Source organism: uncultured Rossellomorea sp., assembly GCF_947488365.1.
Lineage (GTDB): Bacteria > Bacillota > Bacilli > Bacillales > Bacillaceae_B > Rossellomorea.
On the sequence record NZ_CANKZT010000002.1, the window covers coordinates 867,601 to 884,903 of the forward strand.

General features: G+C 38.8%; 16 protein-coding genes, 1 pseudogene and 1 riboswitch. Of the genes and pseudogenes, 8 read left to right on the top strand and 9 right to left on the bottom strand.

Annotation, left to right across the window (positions count from 1 at the left end; all coding sequences use genetic code 11):
• Positions 1–21 precede the first annotated feature (21 nt).
• Positions 22–495: a DUF2975 domain-containing protein gene (locus Q1B03_RS11210; RefSeq protein ID WP_299741258.1), complete on the top strand. Its 474-nt coding sequence runs from the start codon at positions 22–24 to the stop codon at positions 493–495.
• Positions 496–593: 98 nt separating this feature from the next.
• A complete protein-coding gene (locus Q1B03_RS11215; RefSeq protein WP_299741259.1) occupies positions 594–1,760 on the top strand; it encodes a stage II sporulation protein P in 1,167 nt (388 codons plus the stop codon).
• Between the two features lie 85 nt (positions 1,761–1,845).
• Here the strand turns inward: Q1B03_RS11215 and Q1B03_RS11220 are convergent, their stop codons facing one another.
• Both Q1B03_RS11220 and Q1B03_RS11225 read right to left on the bottom strand, forming a co-directional pair.
• Positions 1,846–2,415, bottom strand: a complete 570-nt coding sequence (locus tag Q1B03_RS11220) for a TVP38/TMEM64 family protein (RefSeq protein WP_299741260.1) — start codon at positions 2,413–2,415, stop codon at positions 1,846–1,848.
• Between the two features lie 316 nt (positions 2,416–2,731).
• Positions 2,732–2,947, bottom strand: coding sequence for a Fur-regulated basic protein FbpA (locus tag Q1B03_RS11225; RefSeq protein WP_299741261.1), 216 nt, complete (start codon positions 2,945–2,947; stop codon positions 2,732–2,734).
• 100 nt (positions 2,948–3,047) lie between these two features.
• A riboswitch (SAM riboswitch) is annotated at positions 3,048–3,155 on the bottom strand.
• A 292-nt stretch (positions 3,156–3,447) separates the two neighbouring features.
• Between Q1B03_RS11225 and Q1B03_RS11230 the strand changes: the two genes are divergently transcribed.
• Positions 3,448–4,845: a protoporphyrinogen oxidase gene (locus Q1B03_RS11230; protein ID WP_299741262.1), complete on the top strand. Its 1,398-nt coding sequence runs from the start codon at positions 3,448–3,450 to the stop codon at positions 4,843–4,845.
• A 148-nt stretch (positions 4,846–4,993) separates the two neighbouring features.
• Here the strand turns inward: Q1B03_RS11230 and Q1B03_RS11235 are convergent, their stop codons facing one another.
• From Q1B03_RS11235 to Q1B03_RS11260, 6 genes are all read right to left on the bottom strand, one after another.
• Complete coding sequence (locus Q1B03_RS11235; protein ID WP_299741301.1) at positions 4,994–6,262, bottom strand: glycosyltransferase family 4 protein; 1,269 nt, start codon at positions 6,260–6,262, stop codon at positions 4,994–4,996.
• Between the two features lie 27 nt (positions 6,263–6,289).
• Positions 6,290–7,324 (bottom strand): phosphotransferase, encoded by a 1,035-nt coding sequence (locus tag Q1B03_RS11240; RefSeq protein WP_299741302.1) that lies wholly within the window; start codon positions 7,322–7,324, stop codon positions 6,290–6,292.
• A gap of 34 nt (positions 7,325–7,358) precedes the next feature.
• Positions 7,359–8,534 (bottom strand): carbamoyl-phosphate synthase, encoded by a 1,176-nt coding sequence (locus Q1B03_RS11245; protein ID WP_299741263.1) that lies wholly within the window; start codon positions 8,532–8,534, stop codon positions 7,359–7,361.
• Complete coding sequence (locus Q1B03_RS11250; RefSeq protein ID WP_299741264.1) at positions 8,534–9,874, bottom strand: glycosyltransferase family 4 protein; 1,341 nt, start codon at positions 9,872–9,874, stop codon at positions 8,534–8,536. Before Q1B03_RS11250 ends, Q1B03_RS11245 begins: the two co-directional genes overlap by 1 nt.
• Positions 9,871–10,527 (bottom strand): PIG-L deacetylase family protein, encoded by a 657-nt coding sequence (locus Q1B03_RS11255; protein ID WP_299741265.1) that lies wholly within the window; start codon positions 10,525–10,527, stop codon positions 9,871–9,873. Before Q1B03_RS11255 ends, Q1B03_RS11250 begins: the two co-directional genes overlap by 4 nt.
• Positions 10,528–10,619: 92 nt before the next feature.
• Entirely contained in the window at positions 10,620–13,259 is a 2,640-nt protein-coding gene (locus Q1B03_RS11260; RefSeq protein WP_299741266.1) for a hypothetical protein, read from the bottom strand.
• Between the two features lie 268 nt (positions 13,260–13,527).
• Here Q1B03_RS11260 and Q1B03_RS11265 point away from each other — a divergent pair, with 268 nt between their 5' ends.
• The 3 genes from Q1B03_RS11265 to Q1B03_RS11275 all read left to right on the top strand — a co-directional run bounded on the left by Q1B03_RS11265 (position 13,528) and on the right by Q1B03_RS11275 (position 15,364).
• Complete coding sequence (locus Q1B03_RS11265; RefSeq protein ID WP_299741267.1) at positions 13,528–14,700, top strand: hypothetical protein; 1,173 nt, start codon at positions 13,528–13,530, stop codon at positions 14,698–14,700.
• 112 nt (positions 14,701–14,812) lie between these two features.
• Positions 14,813–15,019, top strand: coding sequence for a hypothetical protein (locus tag Q1B03_RS11270; RefSeq protein ID WP_044337159.1), 207 nt, complete (start codon positions 14,813–14,815; stop codon positions 15,017–15,019).
• A 156-nt stretch (positions 15,020–15,175) separates the two neighbouring features.
• Positions 15,176–15,364 (top strand): hypothetical protein, encoded by a 189-nt coding sequence (locus Q1B03_RS11275; RefSeq protein WP_044337158.1) that lies wholly within the window; start codon positions 15,176–15,178, stop codon positions 15,362–15,364.
• Between the two features lie 186 nt (positions 15,365–15,550).
• Here the strand turns inward: Q1B03_RS11275 and Q1B03_RS11280 are convergent, their stop codons facing one another.
• Positions 15,551–16,045, bottom strand: coding sequence for a kinase (locus tag Q1B03_RS11280; RefSeq protein ID WP_299741303.1), 495 nt, complete (start codon positions 16,043–16,045; stop codon positions 15,551–15,553).
• Between the two features lie 188 nt (positions 16,046–16,233).
• Here Q1B03_RS11280 and Q1B03_RS11285 point away from each other — a divergent pair.
• Both Q1B03_RS11285 and Q1B03_RS11290 read left to right on the top strand, forming a co-directional pair.
• Positions 16,234–16,371 (top strand): annotated as a pseudogene (locus Q1B03_RS11285) (general stress protein); the annotation flags it as partial.
• 439 nt (positions 16,372–16,810) lie between these two features.
• On the top strand, positions 16,811–17,303 hold a 493-nt coding region (locus Q1B03_RS11290; protein WP_299741268.1), incomplete at its 3' end, for a hypothetical protein.

Consider the following 17,303-nt stretch of genomic DNA (forward strand, 5'->3'; position numbering starts at 1 on the left):
ACATGGTATCAGAGGTGTGTTATGAAACGAGGAACGACGACTTTTTTAAAAGGGGCAGTAATGGCAGTAGGAGCGATTGTATTCATCCTTTGTGTTGTCTGGTTGCCAACCATGGCAAAGCATTCTGCTGATCTATTTCCCGAATTCGCTTATTTGAAATGGCCGATTCTAATAGGGGTATACTTAACAGCGGTTCCATTTAATTTAGCGCTGTATCAAGCTTTTAAGCTTTTAAAGTATATTGAAGAGAACGCTTTTTCAGCGAAAGCAATAGTGGCTCTTCACCGAATAAAACTGAATGCCTTACTAATCACTGCCATTTATGTGGCAGGTATAGTGTTTCTATTAATCCAAAATGCTCTACATCCTGGTATTGCCATGGTAGGGATCATCATTAGTTTTGCGTCTGTAACCATTTCGATTTTCGCAGCAGTCCTTCAAGAATTACTGCGAAATGCACTTAAACTTAAATCTGAAAATGATTTCACGGTATAAGGTGAAGTAGGAAATCCGACCGAATCCCTGAAAAAACCTTCTACTCTATCAACCTCCTGCATAAAGTTAACTATTAAATACTTTATATAGGGGTACTGATGATGTCGTATAAGTCTCGAAACAACAATAGCTTAGTCCCACTAGTATTCGTCTCTATGAAGGCCATCATTCGGGTAGTATTGATCGGTATTGTCCTCATGTATTTGACCGTATGGTTGATCTCGTCAACAGCGATTAAATTGAGGGTGGATAGTTTATTGTATTCATCGGTGTCTGAACTCGTCCCGAAGGAAACGTTTCTCATGCTGCTGTCACAGGAAATGACTGGACTCCGGGTCACTAATGAATCAGCATTAAACAATGATTTTGATTGGTTAGAGAGCGTCACGAACGTATCACTACTTGATCCACGAAGTTTATTTGGACGGGAAATCCCAGGGATAGAAAATTATCACACTCATATAGCAGTTGCAGGGAAAGGGACGGACATTACGAACCTTCCGAACGAATCGCCGGCGCCAACAGAAGATCAGTTGAAAGATCAAGAAATTGACCAGAGTCAAATCGATCAAGCAAACAACAACTCAGGAGACGGTATTCAGGAAATCGATGAAAAATCCGTCTTCATTTATCATTCCCACAGCTGGGAAGCCTTTAGTCCACTGATTAAAAACAACGACTCTAAAGATCCGGCGAGTACAAATGAGAAGGTTAATGTCATTGCTGTTGGATCAAAGTTGAAGCAAGAGCTTGAATCAAGAGGAATTGGTGCGGTTCAAGATAAGACGGATGTAAATAAAGCACTTAAAGATAAGTCATGGACGTATTTCGAATCGTATCAATTATCTAGGGGACTGGTCCAGGAAGCCATCGCTCAAGACAATGACCTAACCTACCTGATCGATATCCACCGGGATTCCCAGCCAAGAAACATCACAACCAAAACCATTAACGGCAAAAACTATGCCCGCTTATTTTTTATTGTAGGAAAAGAAAACAAAAACTTCGAAAAGAACCTGAAAATCGCTAAAGAATTAAATGCTAAATTAGAAGAAAAGTATCCTGGCATCAGCCGCGGAGTCTTTATCAAAACAAGAGCAGAAGGTAACGGGGTTTACAATCAGGACCTAACTGAGAGAGCCATGCTTCTTGAGTTTGGCGGAGTGGAAAATAATTTAGTAGAATTGTATAACTCAACAGAAGCATTTGCGGAGATCTTTGCAGAATATTACAAGAAGGATGCTGTCGAGGTGAATGCACAATAAGTAATGGGGGAGAAAGGACGTGTACCATGTGGTGGACGTCTTTTTTTTCAGTTCCGGAGGAGAGTGGTTTCCGTAACTGTGACAATCATGAAATTGAGTTCTTCCTCCAACGATATCCCAAATAAAACATCCCGACTACCACCGAACCTCCTAACAAAATAGCCTTCCCCTTATCCGCACCCAACACATTCACCACCACGAATGCCTCAATCAACAACGAAGGAATCTTGCCGACGGAACTGATCACAGAAAAAACCACAATTGGAATAGAGCTAAAGGCAGCCGCAACGGTTACCACACTTGAAGGCACAAATGGGACCATGCGAAATAAGATTAGAAGTATGATCCATTCGGTACCTGAGGCCTCTTTTAATTTGAGAAAATAATTGTTCGAAAGTATCTGATCAATACGAGCAAACTTAATTCCTTTTCGATATAAATAAAAACTAACAATGGCTCCTAATGATTCACCAAGGGTGGAAATTCCGATTCCAGGCCACAACCCGAATACGGAAATGTTAAAGGCCGTCAAGAAGACACTCGGTAGAAAACCAAGGATACTGATGACAACATTAATGAAAATACTGATAAAAAAGAGAGACCAATTATCGAGGCCGATGAATTCGTTCATAAAATGCTGCAGATTGAGGGACATATGTATATTCCTTTGTAAGAGATTAGACTAACCTTGAAAGATATATGAAATCCGGGGGAGGTGGAAACTATATGATATAAATTAAATAGTATCATACATGAATTTCATCCAGAACAATCCTTTGTCATTTTAGAAAAGGACTGATCACTTGTCAATGTAGCGTGCGAAAATGAGTGCAGGTAACATGTTTACGACCATTGGCATACATGCACAGATATATGCTTTAAGTGTCCGGGTTAATGCAGAAAGTTAGCTTAAATTCCTAAATATAGGAAAGTAAGGAAGCCCCAATCCACTTCCATGGATGGGGGCTTTTTTAGCTGGTTAACTTCGCACAGTTTTTCCATTTAATCGATCCTACATCGCTGTGCGGATGGCTTTCCTGCTGAATGTATTTAAATTCGTCCTCTAATTCCTGCAGCGTCAACTCGAATAATTGTTTGTGGCCTTTTTTGAAAATGTTATGGATAATCAATTTGTTAATTAATTCATTTCGTCGATTATGAATCGCTTCTTGTAGGATTTCTCCCATTGTGATCACTCCTCTTATAATGTGTCCGAATTGAGGAAGGGTCATTGAAAAAAGCCCGCTTCCCATTAGATAAGAAGAAGGCTTTATGTAACAAAACTTCAACTCATCTTCCAAGCAAATTGCTTGTGGAATTAGCACAGTGTTCTATGATGTAGAATCTGTTGCTGAGGCATCATCGGGCCAGTCCCTCTGCCTCTCTGGATAAGTGATTATATAGTTGTCATGAATTACATCTATTATATAGGTGAGTATTCATAGTTGTCAACTTGGTATTTATATAAAGTGGTGCATCATTAGAGGTAGAATAGGGTGTTGGAGTAAGTTGAAATAAAAAATTTGAAGTTGAAAAGAAACGGTTTAGCTTGGCAGATTATGCTCCCAAATCAGCCTTCAACCCCTTATTCCCGATACTTTTTCCCAATTCAGACACAGATTTTTTTTCTAATCAACAAAAAACATGATAATCTGTATACATAAACGCAATTATTGGAGTGAATCGTATGAAGACAGTGGTTGTCGTAGGTGGAGGAATTACAGGATTAACAACGCTGTACCATCTTCAAAAAATGTCCAAAGAACGAGAAATAGATATCAAGTTAATACTAATCGAGCGTAATCAGCAGCTCGGCGGCAAAATTAGAAGTGTAAGAGAAGCGGAATTCATTATGGAAGCAGGAGCCGATTCCATCGTGGCCCGTAATGAAGGGGTTCTCCCTCTCATTAATGAGCTTCATCTTCAAGATGAACTTGTCTATAATGAAACAGGCACATCTTACATATATACCAATGGAGAATTGCATAAGATTCCACATGACACGATTTTCGGAATTCCTATGAGCGTTGAGTCCCTTCAAAATAGCAGCTTGGTGTCAGAAAAAGGTAAGAATGCAGCACTTAAAGATCTTGAAACTGAAAACACACAATTTACAAAAGAAAGTTCAATCGGTGAATTTTTAGAAGCATTCCTAGGTAAAGAACTGGTAGAGAATCAAGTTGCCCCAGTATTATCAGGCGTCTATTCTGGAAATTTGCATAAACTTACTTTGGCTTCGACACTCCCATACTTACTTGATTATAAAAATGAATACGGCAGTATTATTAAAGGTTTATCTAAAAACAAACAAAAATTCCAAGGTCCATCCAATAAAAAGTTCATATCGTTTAAAAATGGTTTATCAACCATCATTGAACGTTTAGAAGAAAAATGTTCCAGTGCGACAATCATAAAGGGAGTGGAAACTACTAAGCTCCAAAAAACAGGAGACAAATATGAGCTGACTCTCAGTGGTCAAGGGAGCATTCAAGCGGATTATGCAATATTCGCAACACCTCATGATGTAGCCCAAAAGATTCTGACTCATGAAAAACTTGATCCTGATTTCAATAAACTGAAAAACTCTTCACTGATTTCGATCTACCTCGGATTTAATATACCGGCTGAGGAACTTCCTGCTGATGGCACAGGATTCATCGTCTCCAAAGGCAACGAAGTGAAATGTGATGCCTGCACATGGACGAGTCGGAAGTGGAAGCACACGTCCAATGACCAAAATCTTTTATTGCGACTTTTTTATAAAAGCACAAATCCTCATTATAAAGTGTTGAAAGAATTTAGCGAGGCAGAACTGGTTCGCACGGCACTTGACGATATCAGAAAAAGTGTCGGCATAGACGGAGACCCGATTTCTGTCGAAGTGACAAATTGGAAAGACCTTATGCCTAACTATCATCTTGAGCATAGTCAGTCTGTTCAATCGTTAGATAAAAATCTCGCAACCGAACTACCACGAGTGAAGCTGGCTGGAGCTTCGTATTTCGGAGTGGGCATTGGTGCGTGTATTCAAAACGGTAAGAAAACTGCAGAAAGTATTATAGATGAGTTAGAGGAGAACGTTTGAGGAAGATAAATAATAAAAGAAAAGAGTTTGGAATTTACCAAGCTCTTTTCCTTTATATTTGCACGAGTTATGAAATCATTCTTCATTCTCCATTTTCTTATTGAAATATTCAACTGTCCTGGATCAGTTTATTCTCCTTCTCATTTCTTCATAAATACCTTTGATAAATCTGTTCAATTTTTCTCGTCATAACTTGACTGGTTAAGTGTTGACGAGCATAGGATTCAGCAGCGTTAGCAAAACGGTCACGTTCTTCCTTATTTGTAATGAAACGCTTTATCGCATGTGCAAGTTGTTCGACGTTACCAGGTTCACAAAGGATGCCTGTTTCTTCATGCTGAACCATTTCCGGAAGTCCGCCACATGTGGTGGAGATGACCGCTTGCCGGGAAAACATCGCTTCCATGACGGATAAGGGAAAGTTGTCATTCACAGTTGCTAACACATAGATGTCCGACATGGAAAGAATAGAGGGTATATCGTGACGTTTTCCAAAAAAGATTACGTTATTTAGCTTAAGTTCTTCCGCCTGTTTTATCAGTCTATCCTTCATGACACCATCTCCGACAATCCATACTTCTACATTAGTCAGGTGTTCACGAAGCTTGGACAATGCTTCTAAGAGAAATCCATGACCTTTACGAGGGGACAGTCGGGAGACACATGTTAGGATAATGTTTTCATGATTTTTATGAGGAAGTGGTTCAAAATCGATGCCCGTATGAACGGTGGTCATCCTTTCATCTTTTGCACCGAAATCCATTAAGTTAGGCCGGAAGGAATCTGAGATCATCACGATTTCAGTACTTGCTTCAATACCTACTTTCTCAAGTTCAGTAAAATAGACTTCTTCGATGGATCCTATCTGTATTTTATTGAATTTTAAGCGGCTTTTCGTAAAGAACCCATGTGGCGTAAAGAGTAATGGTTTTTGATACATTTGGTTCAAATGGCCGAGAATGAAGATAGCAAATAGGTCTTGAGCGTGAATGATGTCATACTGCTGGAGATTTTTTTCTTTAAGAAACAGTTCGAATACATGAAGAAAACTGAGATTTTTGACGATTTTTTCATTGGCGATTCCATAGCGGCCGAGCATAAAGGTACGTGCTTCAGAGGCAGCTTGAGGAATCCATTCATCAAGCTGTTCTGAAGTCATGTGGTTAGGCGCTAGTACATCTACACTATGACCGAGCTCTTCAAATCCGTTTTTTATAGAGGTGATGTAATGAGACAATCCACCTGTATGAGGATATTGAAAAAATGTGACGTATAAAATTTTCATCGGCTTTAAATCGTCACCTGTTGTTTTCTGACAGAATGGTTGTAGAGTGAGAGACTCTTCAAAGTCTCCTTTCACTCCATAATACTGATCCATTATGGCCAGAAGAGAGGGGTGAATGTTGAGAGCGGGCATTCGACTCAAATTTTCTCATCCTTTCTTCTATTTATAGATTCCCAGTTCACTTCCCCAGGTTGATATTTTCTCTAAATGGTAAGGGAGAAGCTCACCGCCTCGATTGTCAAAGATACGTCTAAGCTGAGTGTGTAATCCTTTTTCGAGAGTTCGTTGAAGGTACGCCATTTTGTACAGATGAATCGGTTTGGTATAAAAGTCGATTCCATATTTCTTCATTTCATTCGTATACACGTCAACCGCATGGGTACGAATCTCTTCAGCATTGCTTTGCCAATCCTTCCTGAAGGCTAGTAAAATCTCTACCAATACAATCATGTCAAACCATGTCGGGGAAAATTTGGCTGATTCCCAATCGATGAATTGAATCTCCCAAGGTTGATTTTTGCTTACATCTTTTGAACAGATATTCTGCATATGAAGATCTCCATGGGTAATCGAGAAGCCGCTGTCCATTAATTCCGGGAAAAAGTCGGGACCGTGGCTGTACAGATTTTTTAATGATTTGTAATGTGGTTTGATGATGTCTTTCAATTGTTTATCCTTCTTGGCATCGTCAAGAAATGTCATCGTATTAGAGATGAATTTTTCCCGGTCTTTTTTCATTTTTATCGAGCTGTAGATGGGAAACCAAGACTGAAAAATGTTTTTTTCTTTCGTGAATTTTCCTTCGTACGTGTGGGCATGAAGTTTGGCAAGTGTTGGGATAATGTAATCAAAGTGCTTAGGTGTAAAGGTAAGCTGCCCCCGGATTTGACGAACAAACTCCATGAATACCCAGGTGTCACTTCCCTGTTTCTCCATCAAGTAGATTTCAGGAAGAAACTCTTTTAAGAATGGGTAGGCTTGGCTGTAAACATTGATTTCGACTTCATTTTTGTATTTGGTAGAATGGTAGATTTTAAAGATGATGGGGAAGATGTCTGTTTGTTTCTGTAGCTGAAGCTGATAAATGCTGCTCCTTTTTGTTGATTTAAGGTTTTGGATTGATGCAGCATGAATGGACACTTTATTCCCAAGTGATGTTGAGAGTTTTTCTTCGATGCCATGCTTATGAAACATGGCATACACTTCTTGTGGTGTGTACAAACTAAAGTCACTCCTTTCGTTTTCTTTTCCAAGCATTCCACAGGTGAGACGTGGTACTCCTGATGAATGGCATAGGGTCATCAAAGGCAAGTAGGGCGAATACCTTTTTACCTCTGAACCCATTAAAGAAGTCTTTAATGCTCATTTCACCATTCTTTCGTTTTTCAAGAAAGGTGAGGAAGTAACGTACAATGTAAATCCATTGAACCCCGTCAATTTGCTGCAGTTGAGGAGTAGGATGTTGACCAGTAAGGTACAGATAATACTGATGGGCAAAGTCGACTCCGGAATGACCTGTTAAACTATGAGTCAACCAGAACCTGGGATTGATTTCAATGAGCTTATATTGTCCATCCCGGGGATCCTTTTTATATTCGATCATGCTTACTCCGTTTAGTCCTAACTCTTTCAAAAGTGGAACACCGACTTCAACCAGATCAGGTATTCGTTTGCTCACAATATGTGCTCCCGTTCCAAATTGTGCAGGGAACTGGTGGTTTTTTTGAAGAGTGAAAAGGGCTAGTAATTCCATTTCATCATCAAAAAATGTAGCCACTTTATAGAAACATTGGTTGTCTCCGGGTATGATTTCTTGAATAATAAGCTCTCCAAACTTCCGATAGATAGGAAAGACTTTCTTTAATTGAATGGCGTCCTGGATATGAATGGCCTTTTTATTCACATGTTTTCTGAATTCATGTCCGAACACAGGTTTTAAAATACACGGGAATTCTAATTGAGTAATCGCATCATCAAGCTGCTCTTCGTTTTCCACAAAAAAGGTCTTTGCGGTTGGGATATTATATTGTAATGCTAATTCATAGGTTTTCTTCTTATCTAATAAATCCATAATTAGAGAGTGATCCGGATATAGAAACAAATAGTACTGAGATAATTCGTTTCTGTATTTAGAGATAAAGACAACATAATCATCTGCACCTGCGTATAGCACGGGTTTCTCATCAAGATTCTTCGCTACTCCTTTTAAAAAAGAAAGCAGCTCGGCTTCTTGATGTAAGGGGCTTGGACATACCCCACAAGTGGCAAGTCTGGATTTCCCTCTAGAATAGGGACCTTCTGTATCAAATGCATATACATCAATTCCTTTTCGAGAAAGAGCATGAATGATACCAACTCCATTGGCACTTAAATCAAGAACAACAGCTGGGTGTGATGACATCATTATTCTCCTCCCGAAGCTAATAGATCTTGGTAAATCTCTTCAATTTTGTCAACCATGGCTTGACGTGTGAGATGGTTCTTGGCATATTGATACGCATTGTTGCCAAGTTTCTTTCGCAATGCCTCATTTCCAATTAGGTTCTTTAGTTGAGTTGCTAACTGATTTACATTACCCGGCTCTACAATGATTCCGGTTTCATTATGGTGAATGATTTCTGTAATTCCACCACAATTGGTTGTAAGTATCGCTGCACCGCTATGCATGGCTTCAATGATGGAAATCGGTAAATTGTCATTGATGGTTGGCAGAACAAAAATATCAGTTTTACTTAATATGGAAGGGACATCATCTCGTTTACCTAAGAAGTGTACGTTGGATAGTCTTAACGATTGGACTTGAGCTTCCAGGGCTTCACGCATTTCTCCATCTCCAACAATTTGCACTTCGACACCATGAATTGCTCCATTTATTCGAGAAAGAGCATTTAATAAATCTGAATGTCCTTTTCTTGGTCCAAGCCTTGCTATACATGAAATCACAATTTTCCCTCTCGTTTCACTCCGGGCAACGGATTTAAAATCAATCCCCGTGTTGACGGTGGTAAGTTTTGCAGATTTCGCACCCAGTAAGCTTAATGGATCACGGAAAGAGTCACTTAAAATGACCATATGAGTTGCATATTCAATCGCTTTTCTCTCAATTTCTTTGTAATAAACCTCCTCCTCAGAACCTCTTTCAATTCGGTTGAACTTGACCCTGCTAAAGGTGAACATACCATGAGGGGTGAAAAGAAGTGGTTTACCTAAGTCTTCATTAAATCTACCTAATATATTGGCTGTGAATAAATCCTGAGCATGGAGAATGTCGTATTTCTCCAACTTAACGGTTTGCATCATCTGCTCATAAATGTAGAGGAGACGGCAGCTTTGAATAATTTTACTTGTGTACGTTCCATACCGTTCCTTGAAAAAGGTCTTTAATTCAGGAACAACCACTTCACGAATTTTCTCTGCTTTTATTTGAGAAAAATGGTTTGGAGCAATGATATCCACTTTGTGTCCTAAAGCCCGCAAGCCTTCTCGCAAAGTAGTGATATAGTTGGAAAGACCACCTGTGTGGGGATAGTCCCAAAATGTCGCTATCAGAATGGATAGTTTCTTTCCGCCGCCGCGTTTACCTTTCAGCTTTTTAGTCTTTACTTTCGATTTGCGCTCTTTCTTTTTTCGTTTTGAATCCGTACCTGAATCCATGGTTTTTGCCGTTATTGGTTTTGCCTTTACTCCATAATATTTATCCAGTGCAGAAACAAGGTAAGGATAGGGAAAATATAGTTCCTTCATTTCCAGACCCTCCTAATGACTTCAAATGCTTCCGCATACGGTACCCCGACCGTCATTCCGCGGACACTTGCTAAATGTTTGACTCCCTCATAGGAACGTGGATGTGGAAATTCTCTCATTTCAACATCATAATGTTTTAAGGAAGCAATTTTCTGATCAATCACTGTTGAAATGTTCACATAATAATTCGGTTTGAATTGCTTGTCATTTGTCTGAGTATTCCATTCACTTGAGGAAACCGTTTCAAATGTGATCAGTTCAATCGGTTGTTTATTTGGCACCGGACGAACTGCTGTTAATACAGCTTGAAAGGTGATTTGGTGATCTCGATTCACATCACCGTAATGGTGGGTAAAAATCTTGCTTGGTTGATAGATATCAATTAATTTTTCAATTTCTTTTGTAAAAAGATGAAGAGCCATCATTTCTAATTCCAGATTTGGATGCTCCAAAAAAATAACTTCTTTTATCCCGATTTCTTTGTTTGCTTTCCGGGCAAGCTGCTGAATATGATGAGCTTCTTCCTTTCTTCCGTTTGCTGTAATGATCGAGACGACTCTATTACCTTGATCCACTAGCCTTTTTAGCGTACCCGCTGTACCAAGTAGTTCATCATCTGGATGTGCTGCTATGACCAATACAGTTTCTTTCATTCCCTTCACCCCATTCTAATCTCTATTACATTACTATATGTATCCTTCTATATTGTCGAAACAGACACTAGCACAGGGCTAATGTCTGTTTCTTATTTTTTCCTTGCCGTTTGACCAATGCTAATTCCGCCGCTGATAATTTGTAACCGTACATACCCATCACCATCAATCCATATGAAGAAATCAGGTCCGGCTATTAAAAATGTTCCTTGCTGATCAAGTAATTTACTTCCCGCATATACATTGATTTTGTCACCCAGTGTGAAATATTTATTCAAGATCGTTGTATGCGAGTAATTGTCTGTATCCATGTCAAGAGGAGCAGGAGAGACTCGTTTACCAGCCTCTTTATTAGTAGTCTGGTAGAATGGTTCTTTTTTCGGTTGGTTAGATGAGGTGTTGTCGTTTAAAATGTCAAAATCGTGCTCTTTGGTCGTTTTTTCATCGTCTTTTACGATTGTTTTTGGTTTATTACTGTATTTGACTTGGTTTTTAACATTTCCTGAGTGAGAGCTTAGAATCTCGAATTGGTTATCTTTGGGACTCTGTGTAATTTTTGTCTTTTCACTAATGATTTTATTAGGCATGACGTCAGAGCGTTTTAGGTGGTATTTCACTTCTTTAGCTGGAGAATGAGAGTGTAAGATATCAAATTGGGTTTCATCAGTAGATGTAGCAGATTTTTTTTCGTCTTTTGCTATTTTATTAGGTGAGTGCTCTGTACGTTTAATGCCGTTTTTCACTTCTTTAGTTGGTGACTTAGAGTGTAAGATATCAAATTGGGCTTCATTAGTAGACGTAGTAGATTTTTTTTCGTCTTTTGCTATTTCATTAGGTGAGTGCTCTGTACGTTTAATGCCGTTTTTCATTTCTTTAGTCAGTGACTTAGAGTGTAAGATATCAAATTGGGCTTCATTAGTAGAGAAAGTAGATTTTTTTTCGTCTTTTGCTATTTCATTAGGTGAGTGCTCTGTACGTTTAATGTCTTTTTTCACTTCTTCTTTAGTTGGTGACTTAGAGTGTAAGATATCAAATTGGGCTTCATTAGTAGACGTAGTAGATTTTTTTTCGTCTTTTGCTATTTCATTAAGTGAGTGCTCTGTACATTTGATGTCCTTTTTCACTTCTTCAGCTGGCGGATTCGAGCTAAGAATATCGAAATTGAAATCTGCAGCCTTCTTCTTATCTTCATTAACGATCTTTTTGGGCCGGAAGTCAGTGCGATTTAGATGATATTTCACTTCTTTGGCTGGCGGTTTCGAGCTAAGGAGGTCGAAATTGAAATCTGCAGCCTTCTTATCTTCATTAACGATCTTTTTGGGCCGGAAGTCAGTGCGATTCAGGTGATATTTCACTTCTTTGGCCGGCGGTTTCGAGCTAAGGATGTCGAAATTGAAATCTGCAGCCTTTTTCTTATCTTCATTAACGATCTTTTTGGGCCGGAAGTCAGTGCGATTCAGGTGATATTTCACTTCTTTGGCTGGCGGATTCGGGCTAAGGATATCGAAATTGAAATCTGCAGCCTTCTTCTTATCTTCATTAACGATCTTTTTGGGCCGGAAGTCAGTGCGATTCAGATGATATTTCACTTCTTTGGCCGGCGGTTTCGAGCTAAGGATGTCGAAATTGAAATCTGCAGCCTTCTTCTTATCTTCATTAACGATCTTTTTTGGCCGGAAGTCAGTGCGATTTAGATGATATTTCACTTCTTTGGCTGGCGGTTTCGAGCTAAGGATGTCGAAATTGAAATCTGCAGCCTTCTTATCTTCATTAACGATCTTTTTGGGCCGGAAGTCAGTGCGATTCAGGTGATATTTCACTTCATTAGCCGGTGAGTTCGATCCTAGGAAATCAAATTCAGTAGGAGATTTTAATTTTACATTTTCTTGTAGGAGTTTTTCAGATGGAATATCTCCATTTGCTACGTAGGGGTGTGATTTTTCGTGCGAATTCTTCGGTTGTATTACGTCATTACCATTCTCCATCGAGGAGTAGATATGAATGTCTTTATCCACTTCATTTTTCTTTAAACTGGTATAAAGATTGACTTCTTTTTCAATCAGATTAGAGTCACATTTTATATTTTCAATGGATGAACCAGCAGTGGAAGTTTGTTTAGGAACATCTGATTTTAAAGAGGAGGTAGGATGCTTAGTTTTCAGTTCATGCTCCTTATGATTATGTGTCTTTTCCTCATGAGATATCTTATCGTTAACCGATTGATCATAGTGACCCTTTGTATAGGATTTTTGTTTTATTTGATATATATCTTTTCTCGATGGCTTCTCCTGATCAAGTTTCTTTTGGATAAAATCATCTTTATTTTTACCTTTGTCAGAGTGGGTATTTGGTGAATGATTTTTCTGAATATGTTGTACTGGTGGCGCATTAGCTTGATATTTTGATTGGTGGAGACTGTTATTGTGATCTATATAATTGGTTCTTTCGAATGATTGTACCTCACGTGATAGTAACTGCGGACATTTCCCACGTCTTTTACGGCGACGAGGCTTAGATATTCGAGAGATAATCAGGCTGGGTTGATCTTCATTTTGAAGAGTGATGTCGAAGGTAGGCCGCTCAATTGTTTGATGATGAGTAGTGGTTACGTTTAAGCTGCTCATCATACTCTGTATCATTTGAGAAACATGAGTTTGATCAATATAAACAGCACTTTGCAGTTGTTCTACAGAATAAGTTACATGTTCCTTTTTGTGTTTTTGATAGCTCACAAAGATGGATTGATTGTGACAAGGGATCAGAAAGTCATCGTAATAAATGGAGGAAAAGATCCTTGGCAGAATATGTTCATTTATAAAAAGATAACAATTGGGCATGTGCTTCACTCCACGTCTTTGTATCTATTTATAACCTATTCAAAAGCCCGGTTAGAGTGAGCGGAATTTGGGATTATACCACAAAAATAGGCTATACATTCCTTTTTCACATACATATATTGATTATGAATTGTAGACAAAATGTAAAGGAGTGGGAACACATATGGTAAACGAGTTTGATGATTTCTCGAGAAGATATTATGATCATTACGACGATGAAGAGAATTGTGAAGGAGATCCTGATGAACAAGATGAGTTGTGCGTTGGAGAACCTGATGAGCAAGAGAAATTATGTATAGGAGATCCTCATGAAACAGATGAGTACTGTGAAGGAGATCCAAACGATCATGACGAATGTTCAAATGATCATGAAAAGCATTGTCATGAAAAGCATTGTCCAGATCCAGATTTTGACTGCCTTCCGTGTAAATCCGTTGAAGGGGTCTTGAATTCAATGTTCAATCTTGGAGATCATCTTGAAGTTTTCTTTGAGGATGAAATGATTGGCTGCGGAGGAACATTTGTAGCAGCTTTCGATAATATTCTCATCTGGATGGATCATAAAGCAAACGTCAACTTCACAGATTTATGCGGTCCGATCAGTGTAAGGAAAATTGGCTCCAAGCGAAAGAAAAAGCAGAAACAAAATGATAAGAAACATAAAGATGATAACAAGAACGATAAGAAGCAAAAAGATAAGAAACAAAAAGATAAGAAAGAAAAAGATAAGAAAGAAAAAGGTTCACGGAAAAAGGATGTAAATAATGAACAATCTGGCGTTAATGAAGAAGTGCTGAATTTTGTAAAGCTTGAAAAAGAAGAAGATGAGACTGAGGAAAGGTCTCAGTTGAATCTCAGTCTTCTACAAGAACACTGGGAAAATGAAAAAATCGAAGATGATACTACCTCAGTAGAAAATTTCCATGCTTCTGATGAAGACTCATTACACAATTCATCTGATGAAATGGAAAAGGAAATCAAATTGAATGCAGAAGATGACTCTAATGGTTCAGATATGGAAGAGGAGTACACTCTGCAATCGGACACAAATGGAGATCATTCTGAGGTAACAGATGTAGAGCCTGTCATTGAAGAGGTTACTTCTGAACATGATATTGAATCAGATGAGATTACCAAGGAAGAAGAAAGCAAGATCCCTGAAGAGAACCAGGCTCCTTCACTAGTAGATGAAGAAGGTGATTTGTCTGAGGAATCCGAGGTAGTTGAAATGCCCGAAAAACAAGATGAGGGTTTACTGATTGTGGAGGAAGTCCCTTTAGAAGATGACTCGGAACCTTCACCTATCAACTCAATGTCAGAGGATAATAAAGAATAATTAGTCTAGTAAATGCTAAAAACGAAAATTTTTTTTGGAATCTAGTTATCTGCCTTTACGCATTTAGCGATTCAGCATAAAAATAGAGTAAATACCGAAAGGAGGAAACATAATGTCTCATTTGTTTAAAGATGGTAGTATGGCAGATTTTCTTAATAAAATTTTATCTCTAGGTGATAAAATCGAGGTCCTATCTGGTGACGAAGAAATCGAAGAAGGTTCCTATGTATACGCAAGCGATAACTTCGTTGTATGGGCTGACGATGACGGCCATATGAACACTTCTAATTTAAATAATGTAACTGTTCGTAAAGTTTAGTGAACATTATTTAGAAACACAAAAAATGACTGGATGCTTTCCAGTCATTTTTTTTTGAAAAAAATGAAAATGATAGGTAATAGCCCTATCAAATTCCTTATTTTTTAATATAAATATATAGACTGATGAATCACAAGATAGAAAGGAGGAGGCAATATGGGATTTTCAGATAAACTTAATAAAGTACTCAAGCTTGGTGATAAAATCGAGGTTTTGTCTGGAGCAGAAAAAATAGACTGCGACGGAACATTCATTAAAGCTGAAGATCATTATTTAGTATGGTCTAATGGTAACGGTGACGTTTTATTCACTCACTTGGATAGGGTAACGGTGAAAAAAGTATAATCATTTGAATAATAAATCGGTTCTGGGGGAAGTACTTTTTGGGAAAGTACTTTCCCTTTTTTTTTTGATTTTTATAGGTGCTTGTCCTAAACACTTTCTTTGAAAACGTCCTATCCGATCTTAAATAAAGGAAAGAACGTTTTCATCTCTATGATATTCTACTTAATACCTTCATCATGTATGGAACTACTTAAGTTTCTTCCAAGCATAATGGAGCTCTGGGTTTAAATTCTTGACATGTTCCAGGAACTCGCCTGTTAAACCAAATTTCTTCATCCCTTTGAACAGTTTCGTTGGAACAGGAGAGTCAGATGTAAACGCTCGCTTGTGATCAATCACTTTGAATTCGCCTTCTTCATTCATTAACATGTGGCGAACCTCTGTATCCCATCTCGTAAAGCCCAATCTCTTAAACTCATCCAGAACGAATAAAATCTTTTTAGTCATGTCTTCATCAATTTGGCCTTGTCGTTTCATGTGACGGGCAAGGGATATTCCTTTAACAAACTCCATGACAATATAATTATCACCGAATTCATAAAGACGAGGCATAATGGACGAAGTCTGCCCTATTTGCATCGCTTCAAGTTCCCTCTGATGTGTTTCTTCTTTAAAGAAATACTTTACAACTTTGTCATCTGCTACCTTGTAGATTTCTCCATCTTTCCCGTCACCAATCATTTCAAAGGCTGCCAGGTCTTTCTTTGTAATTTTCAAATTTCCGTTAAATAGATTTTCCACCGGTAATCACCCCTTTACTTGGTAGACATTTGCTTTTTTATATTGTATGAGATAGATCCTCTTTTGTAACCGAGCCAAATGCTGAAATTTCGTATAGGAGAAATGAGTCCAGTGAGACGCTTTAAGTGGAAAAGACTGCAAAATCCCATGACAAAGAGTTCTATCAAGAGATTGGTGAAAAAGGTGGAGAAGCTACTTCTGCTAATCGTCTCCATTTCAAGACTGTGTACATATTTATTAATTGTGTTATTTACCGATTTCCATAACACTTCAATCCCAGCTCCCTTTCTCCACTAAAAAGTTCATCTTATCCTTCATAGTAATTTACTAATATATTATAGTTTTGTTCAAATACTATAGGACTATCGTTGATTTATGGAACAAACGGATGTTTGTCTACACCTGCTCTCATTATTTCTCATAGACTATAGTAACTCTGTTTAGTTATTCATCATTTGATTAATAGGATTAATATATTGATATATGAAAAGAAGGTGAGAAAATTGGCATCTAAAAGGGAAGGCAAGCGTAATAAATCCAAGAAAAAAAGCGATCAAAATGAAAAGGATAAAGAATGTAAGAAAAAAAGCGATAAACGAGGAAAGAGAGTAGCTCAAGGAGATTTAGTGTCTCAAGAAGTCACAAGGATACAATGGGAAAAAGGTCCTCAGGGCGATCAAGGACCTCAAGGAGATCAAGGGCTTCGTGGAGAACCAGGACTGCAGGGTGTACAAGGTCTTCGGGGAGAGCAGGGACCTCAAGGAGAACAAGGGCTTCCTGGAGAACCAGGACTCCAGGGTGTACAAGGTCTTCGAGGAGAGCAGGGACCTCAAGGAGAACAAGGGCTTCAAGGAGAGCAGGGACCTCAAGGAGAACAAGGGCTTCAAGGAGAGCAGGGACCTCAAGGAGAACCAGGGCTTCAAGGAGAGCAGGGACCTCAAGGAGAACCAGGGCTTCAAGGAGAACAAGGGCTTCAAGGAGAGCAGGGACCTCAAGGAGAACAAGGTCTTCAAGGAGAGCAGGGACCTCAAGGAGAACCAGGGCTTCGTGGAGAACCAGGACCTCAGGGTGTACAAGGTCTTCGGGGAGAGCAGGGACCTCAAGGAGAACAAGGTCTTCAAGGAGAGCAGGGACCTCAAGGAGAACAAGGGCTTCCTGGAGAACCAGGACTCCAGGGTGTACAAGGTCTTCGAGGAGA